This window comes from Pseudomonas saliphila, from assembly GCF_008638345.1.
Lineage (GTDB): Bacteria > Pseudomonadota > Gammaproteobacteria > Pseudomonadales > Pseudomonadaceae > Halopseudomonas > Halopseudomonas saliphila.
Genome location: NZ_VTVA01000003.1, coordinates 61,979 through 82,267, shown reverse-complemented (window position 1 = coordinate 82,267; position 20,289 = coordinate 61,979). Strand labels below are relative to the sequence as shown.

General features: G+C 57.3%; 13 protein-coding genes and 2 riboswitches. Of the genes, 5 read left to right on the top strand and 8 right to left on the bottom strand.

Annotation, left to right across the window (positions count from 1 at the left end; genetic code table 11):
* The first annotated feature begins 81 nt into the window (after positions 1-81).
* Positions 82-169: riboswitch (glycine riboswitch) on the top strand.
* A 23-nt stretch (positions 170-192) separates the two neighbouring features.
* Positions 193-290: riboswitch (glycine riboswitch) on the top strand.
* A gap of 22 nt (positions 291-312) precedes the next feature.
* Complete coding sequence (locus FHK95_RS04275; RefSeq protein WP_150303379.1) at positions 313-927, top strand: trimeric intracellular cation channel family protein; 615 nt, start codon at positions 313-315, stop codon at positions 925-927.
* A gap of 93 nt (positions 928-1,020) precedes the next feature.
* Here FHK95_RS04275 and FHK95_RS04270 read toward each other — a convergent pair whose 3' ends face one another.
* The 3 genes from FHK95_RS04270 to tssI form a co-directional block, all read right to left on the bottom strand.
* Entirely contained in the window at positions 1,021-1,968 is a 948-nt protein-coding gene (locus FHK95_RS04270) for a c-type cytochrome (protein ID WP_235906711.1), read from the bottom strand.
* Entirely contained in the window at positions 1,965-3,344 is a 1,380-nt protein-coding gene (locus tag FHK95_RS04265) for a cytochrome c (protein WP_150303378.1), read from the bottom strand. The genes FHK95_RS04270 and FHK95_RS04265 overlap by 4 nt, the downstream gene beginning before the upstream one ends.
* Before the next feature lie 397 nt (positions 3,345-3,741).
* The gene (tssI, locus tag FHK95_RS04260; protein WP_150303377.1) at positions 3,742-5,679 is read right to left on the bottom strand and encodes a type VI secretion system Vgr family protein; all 1,938 of its coding nucleotides are present in this window, start codon (positions 5,677-5,679) and stop codon (positions 3,742-3,744) included.
* 300 nt (positions 5,680-5,979) lie between these two features.
* Here tssI and FHK95_RS04255 point away from each other — a divergent pair, with 300 nt between their 5' ends.
* Together FHK95_RS04255 and FHK95_RS04250 are read left to right on the top strand one after the other, a co-directional pair.
* A complete protein-coding gene (locus FHK95_RS04255) occupies positions 5,980-7,431 on the top strand; it encodes an alpha/beta hydrolase (protein ID WP_206668532.1) in 1,452 nt (483 codons plus the stop codon).
* A gap of 113 nt (positions 7,432-7,544) precedes the next feature.
* The gene (locus tag FHK95_RS04250; RefSeq protein ID WP_150303376.1) at positions 7,545-9,542 is read left to right on the top strand and encodes a DUF3656 domain-containing U32 family peptidase; all 1,998 of its coding nucleotides are present in this window, start codon (positions 7,545-7,547) and stop codon (positions 9,540-9,542) included.
* A 48-nt stretch (positions 9,543-9,590) separates the two neighbouring features.
* On the opposite strand, the gene FHK95_RS04245 is transcribed toward FHK95_RS04250, so the two are convergent.
* Complete coding sequence (locus tag FHK95_RS04245; RefSeq protein WP_150303375.1) at positions 9,591-9,917, bottom strand: thioredoxin family protein; 327 nt, start codon at positions 9,915-9,917, stop codon at positions 9,591-9,593.
* Between the two features lie 14 nt (positions 9,918-9,931).
* Entirely contained in the window at positions 9,932-14,038 is a 4,107-nt protein-coding gene (locus tag FHK95_RS04240; RefSeq protein WP_235906710.1) for a CheR family methyltransferase, read from the bottom strand.
* Between the two features lie 304 nt (positions 14,039-14,342).
* Here FHK95_RS04240 and FHK95_RS04235 point away from each other — a divergent pair, with 304 nt between their 5' ends.
* Together FHK95_RS04235 and FHK95_RS04230 are read left to right on the top strand one after the other, a co-directional pair.
* Positions 14,343-15,041: a phytochrome family protein gene (locus FHK95_RS04235; protein WP_150303373.1), complete on the top strand. Its 699-nt coding sequence runs from the start codon at positions 14,343-14,345 to the stop codon at positions 15,039-15,041.
* Between the two features lie 49 nt (positions 15,042-15,090).
* Positions 15,091-16,080, top strand: coding sequence for an alpha/beta fold hydrolase (locus tag FHK95_RS04230; RefSeq protein ID WP_235906709.1), 990 nt, complete (start codon positions 15,091-15,093; stop codon positions 16,078-16,080).
* 1 nt (position 16,081) lies between these two features.
* On the opposite strand, the gene FHK95_RS04225 is transcribed toward FHK95_RS04230, so the two are convergent.
* The 3 genes from FHK95_RS04225 to FHK95_RS04215 all read right to left on the bottom strand — a co-directional run bounded on the left by FHK95_RS04225 (position 16,082) and on the right by FHK95_RS04215 (position 20,281).
* On the bottom strand, positions 16,082-16,495 hold the full coding sequence (locus FHK95_RS04225) for a type 1 periplasmic-binding domain-containing protein (RefSeq protein ID WP_150303371.1): 414 nt from the start codon (positions 16,493-16,495) through the stop codon (positions 16,082-16,084).
* Positions 16,492-17,958 (bottom strand): GMC oxidoreductase, encoded by a 1,467-nt coding sequence (locus FHK95_RS04220; RefSeq protein ID WP_150303370.1) that lies wholly within the window; start codon positions 17,956-17,958, stop codon positions 16,492-16,494. The genes FHK95_RS04225 and FHK95_RS04220 overlap by 4 nt, the downstream gene beginning before the upstream one ends.
* A gap of 268 nt (positions 17,959-18,226) precedes the next feature.
* Positions 18,227-20,281: a TonB-dependent receptor family protein gene (locus FHK95_RS04215; RefSeq protein WP_150303369.1), complete on the bottom strand. Its 2,055-nt coding sequence runs from the start codon at positions 20,279-20,281 to the stop codon at positions 18,227-18,229.
* Positions 20,282-20,289: the final 8 nt, after the last annotated feature.

The window sequence follows — 20,289 nt, the reverse complement described above, 5'->3', positions numbered from 1 at the left end:
CTGCAAATGGTGCTGATGACCGAAAGCCCCGCACGACCCTATTTTTCCAAGCGTATGATTGAGCGCGACTTTCTGTATAATCGCCGGCTCGCAGGAGAGAGAGGCTTCGAGCCTCCGCCGAAGACGCAAACTCCCATAATCGCTCAGGCAGACGTACTGCGAATTTTACCGGAGACACCTTAGAACTTCTCCGTAATGCCAGCTGGAGAGAGGTTGTTCAGACAACCCACCGAAGGGGCAAGCAGTCCATGACTGCGTAACTCTCAGGTACAAAGGACAGGGGGAGAGGCGACACAGCTGCAGGAGTACTGTGTGCTTATCTACGTCTATCTGATCGCTATTACCGCCGAAGCCATGTCCGGTGCCCTCGCCGCAGGGCGTCGCAATATGGACATGTTTGGCGTTGCCTTCATCGCCTTCATTACCGCTTTGGGCGGCGGCACCGTCCGCGACATGCTGCTGGGTAACTACCCCGTTACCTGGACCCAGCACCCGATGTACATCTACCTGACTATTTCCGCAGGGCTGCTGACCATGGTCATTGCCCGGATCATGCACCATCTGCATTCACTGTTTCTGGTGCTGGATGCCATGGGTCTGATCGCCTTCACCGTTATCGGCTGCGACGTAGCGCTAAAGCTCGGCTATTCCACCCCCGTGGTGATCATGGCCGGCATCACTACCGGCATATTCGGCGGCATCCTGCGTGATCTGCTATGCAATCGCACGCCAATGGTCCTGCGTAAGGAGCTGTATGCCAGTGTTTCGCTGCTTGTGGCGCTTCTGCACCTTGGTCTTATACGTCTGGGCGTGAATGAAGACATCAATCTGCTGGCATCCTTCAGTGTGGGCCTGGCATTGCGGCTGAGCGCCATACGCTGGTCATTGGCGCTGCCAGTGTTCTCCTATGGACCTGGGCGCTGGTAGGAGTGAATCGAGCCCCCGAACGCAGAAACGCCTCGCTGATTATCAAGTCAGCGAGGCGTTTCGGTTTATCACTGAATCCAGCCAGGTAGCAGGCTAGTAACGGGCATCCTTCGGTTTGTTTCCGGAGGGCCAATCGTTAACCTTGCCGGCGAAGTCAGGGCGCGGCTTGTGCGTAAAGAATTGCGCTACGTCGACGGCGTCCTGATCACTCAAGACGTTACCGTGACCCCATAATCCTTTGACCTGGATGCCCATTGGCATGTTGTACTTTACAAAGGCGGCCGCCTTATAGGTACGAGCCATACCAGCCCCGATATTGAAGGACTCGTCACCCCATAGCGGTGGAAATACGATATCGCCACGACTGTCCTTGAGGCCCTCGCCGTTGTCACCATGGCAGGCAGCACACTGAGCCTCGTAGATCTGCTCTCCGCGCACAGGGTCCGGAACCAAGGAGGTATCCACCTGGCCCGCATTGGCTATATCAACCTTTTGATTTCTGGGCGTATTTTGGGAAAGCCATTTCATGTAGGCAATCATTGCCAGCATCTCAGGCGATTCCCGGTCCAGCGGTTTACCGTTCATTGAACGCTGGAAACACCCGTTTATCCGTGCCTCCAGATCAATCTCTTTCTCTGCTCGTGGCATGACCCGCGGATAGGTGTTGTAGCTGTTGATATAGGGGTCTCCAAGCGGGACTTTACCCTGGGAGATATGACAGCTATTGCAGTTCATGCTTGCGCCAACATGGTCCGGCAGCAGGCGTTTGGTTTCATTTAACAGCCGCTTCCCGTAGAAGATCTCGTCCGCGTTGGGCTCATCCAGAATGGCAGTGTCCTGCGGTAATACATAGGTGCCAATGCCTTCGTTTGCGTCATCAGCGGTTACCAAATCGAATTGTGCCGCGTTCTGATCGACAGGTTCTGGCTTTGAGCAGCCGCTGATGCCGATGACGCATGCTGCTGCGACGATCAGAGCCAGGTTCTTGTAGCGAACCGACTTGCTGGTCACAACGGGCAGGGTTAGCGGTAGGTTATTCACGGGTTTGCTCCTTCTGCCGCAGCAGTAACGCTCAGGTCCGGTGGCAGATCTGTGGCCGTTTTTGGTTTCTTGTTAAGGAAATCCCGCATTTGCACCACATCGTCCACACCTATTTCTGATGCCTGATTTGTCCAGCTGTTGCGGACATAGTTAACTACTTCTGCAATATCAGCGTCGCTCAGATTGATGAACTCAGGCATGGTAAAAGCCATGCGATCATGGGGGGTATCAGGCATTCGGCCGCCACTCAGGGTGATCTGAAGTACGGAATCGGCGTTATGCGAGTAGACCGCGCTGTTTCCGTCGAGAGCCGGGAAAATACGCGGAACGCCTTTGCCGTCTGCGCGGTGGCATACCTGACAGTACTCGGCGTAGAGGATCGCACCGCGCGAATCATAGGCACCATCGAGCAGTTTCTGGGTAGTGATGTCTTCTTTGGGGGGCAAGGTGACTTCTTTGCCAGGTGCAGGGCTTAATGTCTTCAGATAAGCCGACATGGCGTGAAGATCGCTGTCAGTCATATATTGCGTACTGTCCTCAACCACCTCCGCCATTGCTCCAAAGGCAGCGGTGACATCGGTCCGGCCGGTCTTTAAAAACTCCACCAGCTCATCGGTATGCCATGTCCCAAGACCGCGATGCTCGCCGCGCAGACTCTTGGCCCGCCAGCCATCAATCACCGCGCCACTCAGGTAGTGATCAGAATCCAGGTTGCTCAGGGCCACTTCTTGAAAGCCTAAGCCGCGTTCGGTATGACAAGAACCGCAGTGGCCGGGGCCTTCCACCAGATACTGACCACGCGCCAGAATAGGGTCGTCAGCTTCGGCGACGAACTCACGCTTGGGGGCGAACAGCGCCTGCCAGTACGCGAGCGGCCAGCGCCAGTTGAACACCGGCGGGAGCTCGCTATCCCTGTTGGGCAGACTGACCGCCGCCACACCGGACATGAAATACGCATACATGGCCGCTACGTCCTCGTCCGGCATGATCTGGTACGAGGGATAGGGCATGGCAGGGTAGAGCGCGCTTTGATCCTGACGCACACCGTGCTTTACGGCATTGTTGAAATCGTCAAAAGAATAGGTCCCGATGCCGGTATCGTTATCGGGGGTGATGTTGGTCGAATAGACCGCCCCAAGCGGTGTGAGCATCGGCAGGCCACCGGCATACTCCTCGCCGTTCAGCGTTGTGTGACAAGCGACGCAGTCAGCTGTACGCGCGATATATTCGCCTTCTTCGATCAGCTCAGGATCTGTGATATCCACTTCCATGCCGCTGGTGCTGGCGCGCAGATGAGGCAATATCTGACCAAGAGTAAACGCCAGTGCCATCCCGATAAATCCGACGGCAATGATAATCATCGGCCATTTTTTCATAAGTGCGCGCTCCGTTTAGCAAGCTAGTTGCCATGGTTCGAGTCAGCGACCGTTTCTTAGGTCACGGTGGGCTGATTTAGATCGGTTCGTGGTTGCCAAAACATTATATATGTTAATTAGATATATGCTTATATCAATGTCGATTCTTGGCCAGGGGGGAGCGTTCGAATGTTGACCTGGGCCTGATGCGGAGGCGGATCGTCGGCTTGCGCAACCGCGGGAATACTGACCCTTCCAGATTGCCTGTAGGTGGGTGAACTGAGGTTGACTCAAATCAACCTCCAGTCCGATTCCAGCGGAACCTGTAAGGTTTGGCTAATGCTTCGCGCGGTGCCTACTGTTGGTTGGAAACAATTGGTTGGAAACAAGCAGGCGCTGCGGCGGAGGTGCCGGCTGCTCAGTCGGCATCTGCCTGCGTGGGTAGGGCAGGCCGCAGCACATTCGCTCCCGAACCGCTTCCAGCATGACCGCCCGCATTCAATCGGATGCCTGGCCCGTTCAGGCTCACCCCGGAGGGGGTGATGGTTAGAAAGCTTCCTCCGGCCTGCAGGGTCAGCTCCGCGCCGGCTTCTATGAATATTTTTTGTCCGGCTTTGAGATGTATCTCTCGACCGGACTGGGTCAGCTGAGCTGTGCCCAGTTTGATGTGCTGATCGTTGCCTACGGTAAGGTGGTCGTCAGCCTTGAGTTCGGTTTTGCGGTCGCTGTGGGTCGTGTGGTGTTGCTCTGCGAGCAGTTCGGTATAGCAGTTGGCTTCGATGCGGTCGTGGCGTTCGTTGCCGACGCGGATTTTTTGATCGTGCTGAATATTCTGATCCCAGTCGCGCTGGGCATGGATGAAGACCTGCTCTTGATCCTTTTTATCCTCGATGCGTAGCTCATTGAAGCCGTCACCGCCGGGGCTGCTCAGGGTCTTGAATACCGTGCGGGTTTTATGGGCGGGCAGGTCGTAGGGAACCTGATGTTCCTTGTGGTACAGGCAACCGGTAACCAGCGGCTGATCCGGATCGCCTTCAAGGAAACTGACCAACACCTCCATACCAACCCGGGGAATGGCAACGCCGCCGTAGCGATCGCCAGCCCAGCTGCTTGCCACCCTGAGCCAGCAGCTGGTTTTGTCATTGGCCTGGCCGAGGCGGTCCCAGTGAAACTGCACCTTGATGCGGCCGTACTGATCGCAGTGTATTTCTTCGCCCTGCGGCCCCGTGACGACCGCACTCTGGCTACCTCGGATGCGCGGCTTGGTGTGTGCAAGCGGTGGGCGGTATGGAACGTCCCAGGGCGTCGCCGTGAAATGGTTGCGGTAGCCCTGCGTGAAGCCGTCTTGCGGGTGGACGTCGCTGATGATGGATTCTTCCAGCACCTGCGGCTGTTTGCCTTCGTGGTGAATCTCGGTCAACAGCCATAAATCATTCCAATCCTGCCGCGAATGCCCGTTCAGCGCGAGAAAGTGCCCGCTCACCAGCAGGGGTTGATCGCTCTCGCCGCTGGCCAGGCGGTAGTCGCTACGGTGACGTTCCAGATTGATCGTCGCTAGATCGTTGCCGCGCTGACGATCAGTAAAACGCCCCGGGTAGTCATAGTCCTCCAGATCGGGCAGCGTCTCGCTTCGAGCATGGCTTTGCATCGACAGGCGGGGTTTCTCGAAGTCGTAGTCGCGGCGGGTGACGCGGCTGGGCCGGGTTTCCAGGCGCAGGGCGAAGCGCTTGATTACCGGCTCGTCGGCCACCATGCCGTTGCCCTGATCGAAACCTGTCGGCGCGAGTGTAGGGAAAACGGTCTGATTGTCACCAAACACCACCACGTGCCGGTCTGGACCATGCTGGAAGTGATAGTGAATACCTTCTTCTTCACAAAGCCGCTGAATAAACTGCAGATCGGTTTCATCATATTGCGTGCAGTAGCTGCGCTCCGGAGCGTCCTTGAGCAACTGAAAGCGAAACGCATCGGCATGGATACCGTGCGCGTGCAGCACGCTGGTGATGATCTGTGGCACGGACTGATGCTGGAAGATGCGCTGGTTAGTGACGTGTTGCAGATAGGCGAGATGCGGCACAAGCGTCAGGTGGTAGCGGGTCAGGCGTTTGCCGGCTTCGCCTTGGGCAATGCTGTGAATCAGGCCGTGAACGCCTTGGTTCTCCCCGGCGAAATTCAGAAACGCCGGCACATGCAGCAAATCTTCGATATTCAGGTCAGGTTGTTCGCTGACCAGCTCAACCTCAAAACGGTAGGGTTTTGACAGGCTTTCCTGGCCATTAAAAGCCAACACTTTGAAGTCGTGGTGGTCGCCTTGAATGCGCAGGGCGAAGTGAGGCGTGTTGGCGGGTGAGAACATCGGTGATTCCTTGTGCAAGTCCTTTGCAGAGGTAACGCAGCTGAGCATTCGTTACCCTTCGATGCCGCATATTGTCGTGGATCGAGACGGGGAAGGCTGTGAGTCAGTCGGCACAACCGCAATGGACGAGAACATTCAATTATTGCCCGCAGGGCGCGATATTCGCTTCAGCGTGGGTAGTAATATCACTCGCGGTGATATGAAAGCATTCTGATAGCCACTTGGCTATTCTCTGACGTGCGCTGGGCTCAGATGCCCACGGATAACAATTAAAAGAATAGAAGACAGTGGAGGTCTAACTTGCGTACACATCATTGGTATTCGGCTGCCGTGCCCATGGCATTGTCGGCGATAGTATTGAGCGGTTGTCTGAGCAGTGGGGGTGGGAGTTCCGATGAACCCGAAGCCCCGGGAACACCAGAAGTGACACGGGAGCACGATGAGCGCTCTTTCGAAGCGGTTGAGAAGTCGTTTGATGCTCTGTCTCTCGCTGAAAAAATCTATTTTGGCAAGTACGACGGCCTCCAGGGCGAAGCCGCTTATGCGCTGGAGATCCCGAAAAACTGGGATGGTCGCGGTATTGTCATGTGGACGCGGGGCTACGGTGGCGAGGGAGAAGCAGTAACTACAGTGGAGCCGCCCTTGCCCTGGCGCATGATCGTGCTCCAGCACGGATATGCCTGGGCTTCTTCATCTTATTCCGCCAACTACTACGATGTTCGGGCGGGTATTGAAGATACCAACAAGCTGGCGCTGAATGTAATGGATTACGTCCAGTACGACCACGGTGACCAGTTGGAAGCCCCCAAACAGTATCTGATCTCCGGCGTCTCGCTAGGGGGGCACACGGCGGCGGCGGCAGTGGATCGAGAGAACATGGAACGCACCCTGCATAAAGTTCCTTATGCAGGCGCTGCGCCTTTCTGTCAGGCCGAGCAAAACCAGTTCCAGTGGCTGGGTGATTACCCCAGGGCCATGATGGAGCTCAGTGGGTTTGGTGACAGAGAGTATTCCGAGTTTCAAGACCTGCTGCCACAAATGATCGGGACGCTGTTCGAGATCGACGCCAACGGGCCCACATGGGTACCGCGGAATGAGGCTGGCCAACGACTCAAAGACATCGCTCGCAACTTGACGGGCGGCCCACGTCCCATTTTCGAGAATGGCTTTCGCGTGAGCACGTGGCAGGGAGCAGTGCTTGGTACGGGCGGCTCCGGAGGCGATATTAATGGCATCCTTGCCAAAAATGGCTACGGCAATGAGGAACAGGTCTACCGCTGGACTACCGGTCCGCAGCCGGACGCTGAGGAAGTCGAGTTTAACGAACGTATAGCCCGAGTCAGTGCCGATCCAGATGCCAACCCGCTGCGTAATGATGGCGTGCGCTGGATTCCTCTGGTGAAGGGTGACTTTGACGTCCCTGTCCTGACCATGCATACCTTGGGCGACTTCTACGTTCCTTTCCGTCATCAGCAGCTTTACCGTGAGGGTGCCGAGGAGAATGGCAACGCAAACATGCTGGTTCAACGAGCCATTCGCGCACCCGGGCATTGTGACTTCTCGCCGGGAGAGATGATGGAGGCAATGAATGATTGGCTGATATGGGTGAATGATGGACCGAAACCCGCTGGTGATGAGGTACTGGATCCAGCGGAGCTGGCAGACCCCAACTACGGATGCACCTTTACCCGTGAGTTTCCGTCCGAGCTGAACATCACATCACGCGATGGCTTGCCAGCTTGCCCCAGCTAATAAACTAACCATGGCGGTAACCCCACCATGGTCATCTCCAATGATCGCCTGGCCGTGCAGCAGGCGATCAACCCGGCTACAATTGGCGGCTTTCCCGTAGCGTGGTTGCCTCCATGTCCCTTCCCAAGCACCACCTCGAACTTCTCAGCCCCGCCCGGGATGTCGCCATTGCCCGTGAGGCTATTTTGCATGGTGCTGACGCGGTGTATATCGGCGGCCCGAGCTTCGGCGCGCGGCACAATGCTGAAAACAGCCTGGCTGACATCGCCGAGCTGGTGCGTTTTGCCAAGTTGTTCCACGTGCGCATCTTTGTCACGCTTAACACCATCCTGCATGACGATGAGCTGGAGGCTGCGCGCCTGCTGATTCATCAGCTGTACGAGGCGGGTGTGGATGCGTTGATCGTGCAGGATATGGGCGTCATGGAAATGGACCTCCCGCCAATCGAGATTCACGCCAGTACTCAGTGCGATATCCGTAGTCTGGATAAGGCAGCGTTCCTGGATAAGGCCGGCTTTTCGCAGTTGGTGCTGGCCCGCGAGCTCAATCTGCAGGAGATCAAGGCGATCCATGAGCAGGTCGATTCCACGCTGGAGTTCTTCATTCATGGCGCGTTGTGCGTGGCATTTTCCGGCCAGTGCAATATTTCCCATGCGCAGAACGGACGTAGCGCCAACCGCGGTGATTGCTCCCAGGCCTGCCGCTTGCCGTACACCCTCAAGGATGAAAGCGGCGGCGTTATTGCCTACGAAAAACACCTGCTGTCGATGAAGGACAATAATCAGTCCGCTAACCTGGAAGCGCTGGTCGACGCGGGGATTCGCTCGTTCAAGATCGAAGGGCGCTACAAGGATCTGGGCTATGTGAAGAATATCACCGCCTGGTATCGGCAACAGCTCGATGCATTGCTCGAACAACGGCCGGATCTGGCGCGCGCCTCGAGCGGGCGAACCGATCATTTCTTTGTGCCCGATCCGGACAAGACCTTTCACCGCGGCAGCACGGATTACTTCGTCACCGACCGCAAGATCGATATCGGCGCCTTTGATTCGCCGACCTTCACTGGTCTGGTCGTCGGCGAGCTGCAGCAGGTACGCAAGCATGATCTGCTGGCGGTTACCCATGCACCGCTCTCCAATGGTGACGGGCTCAATGTGATGGTCAAGCGCGAGGTGGTGGGGTTCCGCGCCAACGTTGCCGAGCAGCTTCAACAGTTTGAAGAAGACGGCCAGCCGCGCTGGCAGTACCGCATCGAACCCAACGAGCTGCCTGAACAGTTGCGCCGCGCCCGGCTGCCGCAAACACTCAGTCGCAACCTCGATCACGACTGGCAGCAGGCCCTGCAACGGGTATCAGCCGAACGCCGTATCGGTCTGCGCTGGCAGGTCGAATTGACGGCTGAGCGCATCACCGTGAGCGCCACCAGCGAAGAGGGCGTCGCTGTCAGCGGCGAATTGAACGGGCCCTTCGAGTCTGCCAAGCAAGCGGAGCGGGCGCTGGAGCAGTTGCAGGATCTGCTCGGTCAGTTGGGTACCACGCAATACCACGCTGAGCAGGTAGATATAACCGGAGGGTTCGTCCCCTTTGTGCCCAACTCGCAGCTGAAGACCCTACGCCGCCAACTGATCGAGCAGCTGAGCGAAGCGCGCATTGCCGCCTTCCCGCATGGCAGCCGCAAGCCGGTAAGCGTGCCGCCGCCGGTATACCCGCAATCGCATCTGACCTTCCTTGCCAACGTGTATAACCACAAGGCGCGGGCTTTTTACCAGCGTTACGGGGTGAAGCTGATCGATGCGGCCTACGAGGCCCATGAGGAAACCGGCGAAGTGCCGGTGATGATCACCAAACACTGCCTGCGTTTTTCTTTTAATCTGTGCCCGAAGCAGGCCAAAGGCTTCACTGGTGTGCGTACCAAAGCGGCTCCCATGCAGCTGGTACATGATGATGAAGTGCTGACGCTGAAGTTTGATTGCAAGCCCTGCGAGATGCACGTCATTGGCAAGATGAAAAACAATATCTTCAAGCTGCCGCAACTGGGCAGCGCGCAGAATATTGTCGGATCCATTACCCCGGAAGACCTGGTCAAAACTATCCGCCGATCGCCGCGCTGATACCTGGCTAAAAGTCAGGCTTGGCCACCAGCGCCGGGTAATGGACGATCAGGGATCAATCCTGTTCATTGCCTGGCGGATGGGTTCTACATCAGTGGGACGCACCAGCCGTTCGACCTCTTCACCGTCTTTCATGAATATCAGCGTGGGCCATAGCTTGACCTTGAACGAGCGGCCCAGCTTGCGACCCGGGCCATCTTCGATCTTGAGATGACGCAGGTCGGGATGATCATCAAACGCCAAGGCAAGATGGCGTTGCGCCGCACTGCAATGGCCGCACCAGTTTGTGCCAAACTCGATGAGCGTCGCACCCTGCAACGCATCGACTTCAGAGCGCGATGGCGCCTGGTTTGTGTAGGTCTCAATCATTGGCATTGTTCATCCTCCTGTCAGCCCTCGAGCCTGATCTCGCCGATGGCGTCCATCAACCCATCATAGGTAACGGGTTTGCCCATATGCCGGTCGAATCCTGCGGCCAGTGCTTTCTTCGCATCCTCACTGCCACCGTAACCGGTCAGCGCGATGGCCGGCACCTTGGCGTAACCTGGAATGGCCCGCAGGGCCTTGATCAGTTGGTGTCCATCCAGGCCTGGCATACCGATATCCGACATGATCAGATCGAAGTGATGTGCGTGCCTGGTCGCCGCCGCCAACGCCTGCGAAGCATCGGTGAAACTGCTTACCTGTGCGCCTTCGGCATTCAATAACATCCCCATGACCTCGACCACTTCAGGGGCATCGTCCACGAGCAATACATGCATGCCCTTCAACCGGCCATCGGAACCGGATGCCTCCCTGGTAACCGAATCGATGGAGTCTTCGGTGTACAAGGGCAGCCACACAGTGAAGTGGCTGCCCTTGCCAAGCCCTTCGGAACGCACCTGCACTGCGCCCTCGTGGGCCTCAGCCAGTTGGCGCACCAGGGACAAACCGATGCCCAGCCCTTGCTTGTGTAGATGAGCATGCTGCGATTCAACCTGGCCAAAGAGGTCGAATACCTTGTCGACAAATTCTGGCGCTATGCCCTGGCCGCTATCTATAACGTCGAGACGCACGTGATCCTGCTCCCGAGTCGCCCGGACGTGCACGGCCTCATTCGCGTTGGAAAATTTCAGCGCGTTATTCACCAGGTTCCAGATAATTTGCTCCACGCGTAGCGGGTCGGCATTGAGTATCAGGGGCTCTTCACTGTCGTTGATCTCCAGTTCCAGAGGTTTTTCCTCGGTATCGGCCTTGACTACGTCTGCGATGCCTCTGAGCATCCTGCCCAGATCCACCGGGCCGCGCTGAAGGTTCAGCTTGCCGGTGGCAATGCGCGACACATCGAGCAGATCGTCGATAATGCGCACCTGGCTTCGCACCGCTTCGGCAATGGTTCTCACCGCTTTGCCTACCACCGGCATGGTGCGGGTGACTGGCAAGCGTCCGAGCAACTCCGCGTTCAGCTGGATCAGATTCAATGGATGTTTGAGTTCGTGGGACATTACTGCGAAGAACTCGTCCTTCAGCTGAAGCGTATTCTGCGATTGAGCCAGTTGCTGCTGTTGCTCGTCCTGCTGTTTCTGTCGTTCAGTCAGATCCCGGGCGATCTTAACGTATCCCTTGAAATTGTCGCCGTTCAGGCGGGTAACCACTCCGCTGCAGTAGAATTGCGATCCATCCTTGCGCTGGTGCCAGCGTTCATCTTCCGCACGACCGAAATCATGAGCCCGGCGTAATTCGTCCTGTGGCACGCCAGCGGCTCGATCCTCTGGCACGAACAAACGATCACTGTGGCTGCCTATGGCTTCAGCCCGACTGTAGCCGAAGATCAGTTCTGCACCCTTATTCCAGCTGGTAATTACACCCTCGCTGTCCTGCACGATGATCGCATAGTCCTGGGTGCTATCCGCCACCAGGCGCATGCGTTCTTCACCCATGCGCAGCTCCTGTTCTGCCGCACGGCGCGCGGTGATATCAATGAAGGTCAACACTGCGCCTTCGATGTGATCTTCGCTGGTCCGGTAAGGCAGCAGCCGGGCCAGGTAACAGCGTCCATCCTGCGCGGGCACTTCGCGTTCTATCGGTCGCAATGATTCGAACACCTGACTGGCATCCTCGATCAGCTGCGGATAATCCATACGGTGCGTGATATCCATCAGCGGTCGACCAGCATCCACCGGCAACATGCTGAACAAATCCTTGGCGCGCGGCGTGAACCACTTGATACGCATCCCACGATCGACGAACACCGTGGCAATGTCGGTAGAGGTGATCAGGTTCTGCAGGTCATTATTGACCTGATCGGTTTCTTCAACCTTGATCTTGAGCTCATGGTTAACAGTCACCAGTTCCTCGTTGATCGACTGAAGCTCCTCTTTACTGGTCTCCAACTCCTCGGTCGCCGAACGCAATTCTTCGTTGATCGCCTGTAGCTCTTCATTGGAAGCCTTGAGCTCCTCAGTGGAGACCCGCGATTGTTCTATGGTGTGCTGTAGCTCAAGTTTGGTGCGTTGCAACTCGGCTTCCAGCTGCATCAACACACCATCCTTGTTCATTTCGTGTGATTCGCTGGGTTCCTGACTCATGGTGCCTTCGACTTCGTCGAAAAGCACCAGGATGTAGTTGCTGCGCGAATCCTCGTCGCAAAAGGGCCGCGCAGTCATGTTGACATATAACGTCCGGTTGTCCCGTTGCATGCGCACCCGGCGGGCCTCAACGCTATGTCCCGACTGCACTGCCTGAAAAATGGCGGTGCGCAACTCCACCCGAAGCTCAGGCCTGATTAACGTGAGCAGATTGTGCGACGGCTCGCCGCCTATGTATCGCAGGAAGTGGCCGGCATGGTCGGACATATGCACGATTTCAGCATCAGCGTTCACAATTACGCTGGGCGGAGCATATTGCTCGAGCACTCGCTGATGAATCTCGGCATAGGTGCGTTTGCGCGGCAGCGGGTTGTCCTGGGTGGAGGGTCCAGGTAAGCGGGTAGCCACACCCATATTGACGGGTAGGGCAGAAATAGAGCGTTTCGGCGCCTGGTCAGTCCGGGCACGGAAGATCCGGTTTTTCTTGTCCACGGGGGTGAACAAACTGGAGCACATGTCCGCTGATTCGGAGCTGCCGAGAAACAGATAACCGCCAGGCTTGAGCGCAAAATGGAACATCTTGAGGATGTGTTCCTGGACTTCACGATCGAGGTAGATCAGCAGATTTCGGCAGACGATAAGATCCAGCCGGGAGAATGGAGGATCACGAAGCAGGCTGTGAGGCGCGAACAACACCGATTCGCGAAGCTCTTTCTTCACGTGGTAGCGATTGTCGTGCTTGACGAAGTACTCGCGTAGCCGAGATGGCGCTATGTCGGTGAGGATGGACTCCGGATAGATACCCGCGCGGGCAATGGCGATGGCTTGCTCATCGATATCGGTAGCGAATATCTGCAGCTTTGCCGAACACTGCTCGATGCGTGCCTGGTCGGCCAATAGTATCGCCAGTGAATACGCTTCCTCCCCGGTTGAACAGCCTGCTGACCAAACCCGGATTTCGGTGTTTCTGTTGCGTGCTGCGATGTCCGGTGCACGAAAGAGCTCTGGAATGACGTCCCGTTCAAGCGCTTCAAAAGCCTCACGATCTCGAAAATAATTGGTCACGCCAATCAGCATGTCGGCCAACAGCGCGTCAGCTTCCTGCGGGTTCGAATGCAAGAACGCGAGATACGACTGCAAATCGGGTTGCGCATTGACCTGCAGTCGACGCTCTATGCGGCGCAGCACAGTCGCCCGCTTGTAATGCTTGAAGTTATGGCCGGTGCGGCTGTTCAGCAGCGTGAGAATATCGCGTAATGCCCGTTCGGCAGCGATCGCTTCCTCTTCGCTGGTGGGCGCGCGTACGTTTGGCTCGACGCTGACGTCGGCCGGCATCTTTATCTGGCGGGAGTTACGCCATAGCTCGATGAGCTTGTGTGGCATTTCCGCTACCGGTAAAACCAGGTCAACCATGCCGGTAGCGATGGCGCTGCGCGGCATATCGTCGTATTCCGCGTCTTCCGGTAGTTGGGCCAGGGTCACGCCGCCTTGCTCTTTGATGCGCGACAAGCCCACCGCACCGTCACTGCCCGTTCCGGACAATACGAGGCAAAAGGCATGTTCGCGGTGCGTATCAGCCAGGGTCCGGAAAAACAGATCGATGGCTATCTGTCCGCCACGCTTGGGCTTGGGTTTGCTCACGCGCAGATGGCCATCGTGCATCGTCAGATCCAGTGCGGGGGGAATGACGTATACATGATTCTTTTCGATCGGCACCGTCCCGTTCACTTGTGTGACGGGCATCTTGGTGACGGTCTGGATGATTTTTCCCGCGTTGCTTTCATGGTTCGGCGAGAGATGCATGATGATGACAAACGCCATGCCGTTGTCATCTGGCATGTGCTCGAAAAAGCGCAATACAGCCTGCAGCCCCCCAGCGGACGCGCCAATGCCGACGACTGGAAAGTTCAGATGACTGCGTTGTGTCATAGGCCCCTGCGATACGTCTTGCGAAGGCGCCGGTCGCGCGGATGTAGTATCCATTGAGATCTCGTTGGCGCTTGAATGCTGAGCTGATTGCTTAGAATACAGATGCTCGCCGTACCGAGCCGTTCCATTGAAAAAATCATGAAATGCTACGCTACATGAAGACCGATCACTCTAACCTGACCAGCCGTCGGGTCCAATCTTTGGCGCTTGCGAATCCGACGCACATGTTGGCAGGCTGAAGCGTTCGTATGACGATCTGGCACTACACTCATTAACCCTGTTCACGACTCACAGCGGACGATTCATGGCACAAGCGATTCAGGTAACCTTGGCGAATGGCGTGCTGGCGCACGGCACCGCCTCTGAGCAACACAAGCAGATGGTGCGTAGGCTGAGGCAAGCCGACAACCTACTGGCAGCCCTGACCGCCTCTGACCTGAATATCGCTTCGCTCGTGTCATGCGAAGCCGCAGCCGTGACGCGCAATGGAGAGGCCGCTAGCACCGGCGGGGAGCTTGATTATCTCGCGCTACAGCTGGCCGAAAACCTGGACGACGCAGAGGATCAGGACCAGGTTGGTATCCAGCGTGAGGCGGACGGCCGTGCAGCGCGCGAGGAAGATACCTATTGCAACGTGCTCGCTGTGCGCTTCAGCCCCAGCGAGCGCGGCTGGCTATTCTGGTTTCGTAAGCAGGGCGCAGCGTCCGCCAAGCAACCAGGCTGGACAGAAGCTGACATCGTAACCGCCCAGCGCTTGCGAATCGACCTGCTTGAGATATGTCTCGCTCAGGCAACCGAATGGCGACAGGCTCATACACAAGCGGCGCGTCGACTGGCCCATGATCTGTCTACGCCCTTGCAAACGCTCGACATGTCATCGTCCATGTTGAAGGTTGAGGATGAACGCAATATCGACTTGCAGCGCCATATCCTCGACGCCGTAGCGCAGTTGCGGCAACGGGTGGAACAGTTGCGACAGCTCGGTCGAGGCAAGCTGCCGTAACCCAGGCAAAACCTGCACCGTCTTAATGATCACACTCAGGAATCATACATTGGCTTCGATCAAGCACGCTTACGTTCACACCAACGGCATTCGCATGCATTACGTCGAGCAAGGGCAGGGGCCTTTGGTTGTCCTGCTGCACGGTTGGCCTGAATCCTGGTATTCCTGGCGACACCAGATCACAGCGCTGGCCGATGCGGGGTATCGGGTGATTGCGCCTGACCAGCGGGGATACGGCTATACCGAAGCACCCGCTGAAATAAGCGATTACGGCATCTTCAATCTGGTGGGCGACGTGGTGGGGCTGGTCAACGCGCTCGGCGAAGAGCAGGCGGCCATCGTCGGTCACGATATGGGATCCATTGTTACCTCGGCCGCTGCGTTACTCCGTCCGGACATGTTCACGCAGGTAGGGCTGCTGAGCGTACCCTTCATGCAGCGCAAACCAATCAGGCCGGCGGTGCGTTACGAACTGGCCTCCCAGAAAACGCACTTCTACCAGGCCTATTTCCAAGCGCCCGGTCGGGCAGAGGCGGAGCTGGAGGAGGACGTGCGCCGCAGCATCCTGGGTGTGCTGCATGACGGATCGGCTGAGGCACGTCTGAGTACGAGCGGGCCAGAAACCAATATGGTGTTTTTCGACAAGAACACCCGACTGGTCGACAACCTGGTCACGCCGGATGAGCTGCCGGCCTGGCTCACGGAGCACGATCTATCCGTCTTCACTGAACATTTCACTCACTCCGGTTTTCGCGGCGGCATCAACTGGTACCGCAACATGGATCAGAACTGGGCGCAGACCCCCTTCTGGGATGGCGCGCGCATTACCCAGCCGCTGCTGTATATCGCCGGCGCCCTGGATGGCGTGCTGAAAATAACGGGCGAGGACATTGATGCCATGAAAAGAACTGCGCCCAGGCTGCAGGGTAAACATCTGATCGAGAATGCAGGGCATTGGGTGCAGCAGGAGCGGCCCGAGGAGGTCAGTCGCTTGCTGATTAAATTTCTTGAGTCACCGCGGACGGCTCGCTCATCCTGAGCTAGACCCGCTGGGCGAAAGGGTTGCTACAGGGCACCTTGAACCCCGTGAAATAGACGTGAGGGACCTTGCCCTGTTGATATTGGCGGAAGAAGTCCGTCGAGGTCATGAAGTCCGACACCAGCCTGCGCTTGTACAGCTCCACTTTGGCGTCGGTATAGTCAGTGCTCAGTGGCGTCGCCCTACGGAGACGGTGCAAGGCAACGAAGCCCAACACCTTTTCGCTACCGTAATGTCCGCTAAACGCATCCACGAATTGCCGTTCCTCTGCGTCATCCATGGTGAACTCGCCGACGTACTCGTGTAGCAGGCTGTCAATATACGCATAGGGGTCGTCCAGCACGGTAACGGTCCCGCCTATTGCGGCTGCGCTTACCGCGGTTGCAGACAAGATCAGAAAGTTGCGCCGGTTCATATCAGGGCTCCTTTGCCATAGAGCAGGTCTGCCGCCCGGATGGACATCGCGGCGACGGTCACGCTGGGATTGGAGGCAGAGCAGGTGGGGAAAGTCGAGCTGCCCACGACCATCAGGTTGCGTTTGCGATGGTGCAACAGGCTGTGATCGACTACTGATCCATCGCCGTCCACCCCCATGCGCAGCGTGCCCTGTACGTGCGATTCGGTTATCCGCCAGCGCCTGAAGTGGATGGACTCCACCGGTATCGCCGCCAGCAGTTCATCGAGGTTATTGAGTACATGGTCCAGCCCCTTTCGGCCATACTCGGAAGGACCGGTGTGGTGGATGATCGCCTTGCCGGAGTCCGGATCGACCGTCACCTTGTTGTCCAGGTTTGGCAAATCTTCAGTCACGATGTTGAGCGGCAAGATGTGATGCCATTTGCCCGGCTCGGGCCGCAATCCGTGCGGCCAGCGATTCTCAAAGCCGACCACAGTGGCGCCACGCTCTTTGCGGAAATCACCATCGTAGAAGTAATAATTCAGCCCGGTACTGATGGTGCTGCCATTCAATGCAGCCAGACCATCGAGATAGACCTCAACGTCGGCCCCGATCTGCTCATGCAGATTCAGGGCGGTTTCCCCATAGACGATATCCGAGCGCAAGAGAATGGCGGGGGCCTGGATGGCGTTGGCCCCTAGCACGAACATGTCGCCATACACCTTGTATTGCTTGCTCTTAGACTCGAACACCACCGCCGTTATGGTATCGCCCTGATAGTCCAGCGACTTCACCTCCGAGCGCACGCAAACATCTACCTTTGGATGGGCGAACAAGGTGGGGAATCCATTTTCCGCCGTGAACTTGGCGTTGGCCGGACAGTGGTAACAGGTGGCATTGGAGCAACATACACCGCGCTGATCATTGACCACGCTGGCGCGGCCAGCCGGGACGATAAAATGATGCTCGGGCATCGCGACCTTCATCATCTCGTCGACGGTTGTGCCCCTATGCGGAGGCTGTGGAAAGGGCATGCTGCGCGGCAGAATCTGCGCCATCGCTGGATCGCCGGCGATCAGCATCTTGCTCTCGACCTGGCAGTAGTATGGTTCCAGATCGTCATAGTCGACCGGCCAATCGTGGCTGACCCCGTAGTGGGTTTGCATGTAGAAGTCTTTGGGATGCAGACGGGGTGCCTGGGTAAACCAGCAGTTCATGCCGCCGCCCAGGGCAATAGTCATATTCCAGGGTTTGTCGCCGCGGTTTTCGTAGGTGGATTCCTGGGGGATATCGCTGTTACGTTGCTCCCGGACCTGGGTGGCCCATGGGAAGTGATCGCCCCATTCGATCACCAGTGCCCTGCCGGTGATGTGCTTGACGGCTTCGTTCAGAAAGAAAGTGGAGCCAAACCCCGATCCGATGATGATGAGTTCGTAATGCTCGTTCGCTACGTGCTCGGGCGATACCCGATTGATCTCCATGTCTGAATCCTTGTAATTTCCTAGCGCTTCGTCGGCAAACCGATGTCGCTGGACATACTTCGCGCCCCCGCTTCCAGGGCGTACTTCTGTCACCGTGACTCTTTCCTTGAGTATTCGAATAACGGCTTCTATACGCTTACGACACGCCCTGAATTGCCGAGTTCAGAGCCGCCGCGGTTATTCGAAAGGATTTCCAGTGGAGACAAGGCTGGTGTTAAGCGGAGAAAACAGCCAACAGATATGTTGGCTGTTCAGTGGAGGCCGTAGCTTAAAACCGATAATCAAGCGCCACTTCAAATGAGCGCTCAGGACCCACGTAGATACCCTGACGCAAGCCAGTGATATAGCGCTTGTCGGTAAGGTTCTTGGCCGCCGCCTGCACGCCGAACTGCTCGGTGACCTGGTAGCGGGTGGTCAAGTCGAACAGGGTATAGGAGGACATTTCTCCGCCCCAAATGCCACCCTCAGCACCCGCCGGTATTGCCTTGAGGTTGTCGGGGCTGCCGAACTGCTCGCCCCGGTGGTGTGCGGTGAGCGATGAGGCGAACGGGCCCTGCATGTAATGAAGACCCAGGTTGGCGATGAATTCAGGTGCGTAGGGCAGACGGTTGCCCTCGAATTCCCCGGTGCTGAACTCCGACACCGGTACCCAGGTCAGGTTGGAGTCGACACTGAAGCCGCGGCCAAGGGCGACGCCCAGCGCGGCTTCCAGACCGTAATGCTCAGTCTTGCCGGCATTGGATTGCGACAGATTCGGATCACTGTTGCCGGTGACCACCTGATTGCGGAAATCCATGTAGAAGGCCGTCAGCTCGTAATTGATCACGCCGCTCGCGCCGCGTACCCCGAACTCGTAATTCACTGAACGTTCGCCGTCCAGCTTCTGATCGGCCAGACCATCGAGCGCTACGCCGTTGGATGCCGGAGAAAAGGCCTTGTATACGCCGCCGTACAGTTGCGCTTCAGGCATCAGCTGGTAGGTCGCGCCGATGCCGGGCAACACCTCGGTGTTGCGCGTCGTGGCCGAAGCATCATCCTGCGTTTTGACGCGGCGCTCTTGTTCGTAGGATTCAACCCGCACGCCTGGCGTGACGCTGAAACGGTCATTGAAAACAATCCGGTTCTGTACGTAACCTGCGACGCTTTCGGCGGAATCGATAATATGGCGGTCATTGATACCGCTGCGGTCCTCTGTCCGCGTCGCCCGAATGCGGCGGTCATCTGCTTCTTCCTTCATCACGCGCACGCCGAATTCGGCTTCGTTGACCCAGCCGAATAGATCGTGGTCGAGCGACAGCCGTGACTCGATGCCGTAGCGGTCGAAGGTACGGTTATTGCCCGTTACGCTATCGGTATAGACCCAGCGGCCGGCGGCGTTGGAGGCGGGTGTATCCACCCCGTAGCGCCAGTAGTCCCGCGTGAGCTCGCTCCAGTAGGCCAGGGTGTTCAGGGTGGCGCGATCACTCAGGTGCCATTCATGGTTAACGTCGATCGCCTTGCGGTCGGTGAGGTAGTAATCATCCGGCGCCGGGTTGTAGGTCTTGCCCGCGCGGTAGTCGCCCAGGAACAGCCCGCGGTAGGAGATATTCGCATCGTTTTCGTGCCAGGAAAGCTTCACACCCAGATTGTGGTTTTCGTTCGGAGCGATACCGGCCTTGAACATCAGATCGGTCATCTCATAGTCCCGGTCGAGCCAACCATCGCTGCGCGCGTGGGTAGCGACCAGACCAGCAAAGGCATTACCTGCCTCATTGCGCCCGCCGGCTTCCAGAGTCGCCTCCCGGGTATTCCACGAACCGACGCGCGCTGATACACCGACGCCGTCATCTGGTGTCTTGGTGATGTAGTTGATTACGCCGCCAATGGTAGAGGGGCCGTAACGCAGTGAGGAGGAGCCCTTGAGTATCTCTATGCCGTCCATGCGCTGGATGCGAGGGTTGTAATAGCGGTCGTTACCAATGAACAGGCCGGGCGCAACCGGTACACCATCTTCCAATACCAGAGACTTCGACTCGCTGGCCGACAGACCTCGGATACCGATGTTACTGACAATCGCCGACTCTTCCTCGGTCTTGGCGTTGATGCCGGGCTGTCGGCGCAACACATCCTCGGTAGAAGTCGGCTGGATGCGCTGGATCTCTTCACGATCGACGATTACCACCGCGCCGGTCTGGCGTGATATCGCATCCTGCTCGGATCCGACAACCTGCATGGAGGGCATTTTCAGCACATCGTCTGACTGGGCAAACGAGACGGCGGGTGAGAGTGAGGCGGCTACTGCAATAGCGAGGGCGTGGGGTGTGGCGAAGATTGCGGGTTTCATTGCGTCTT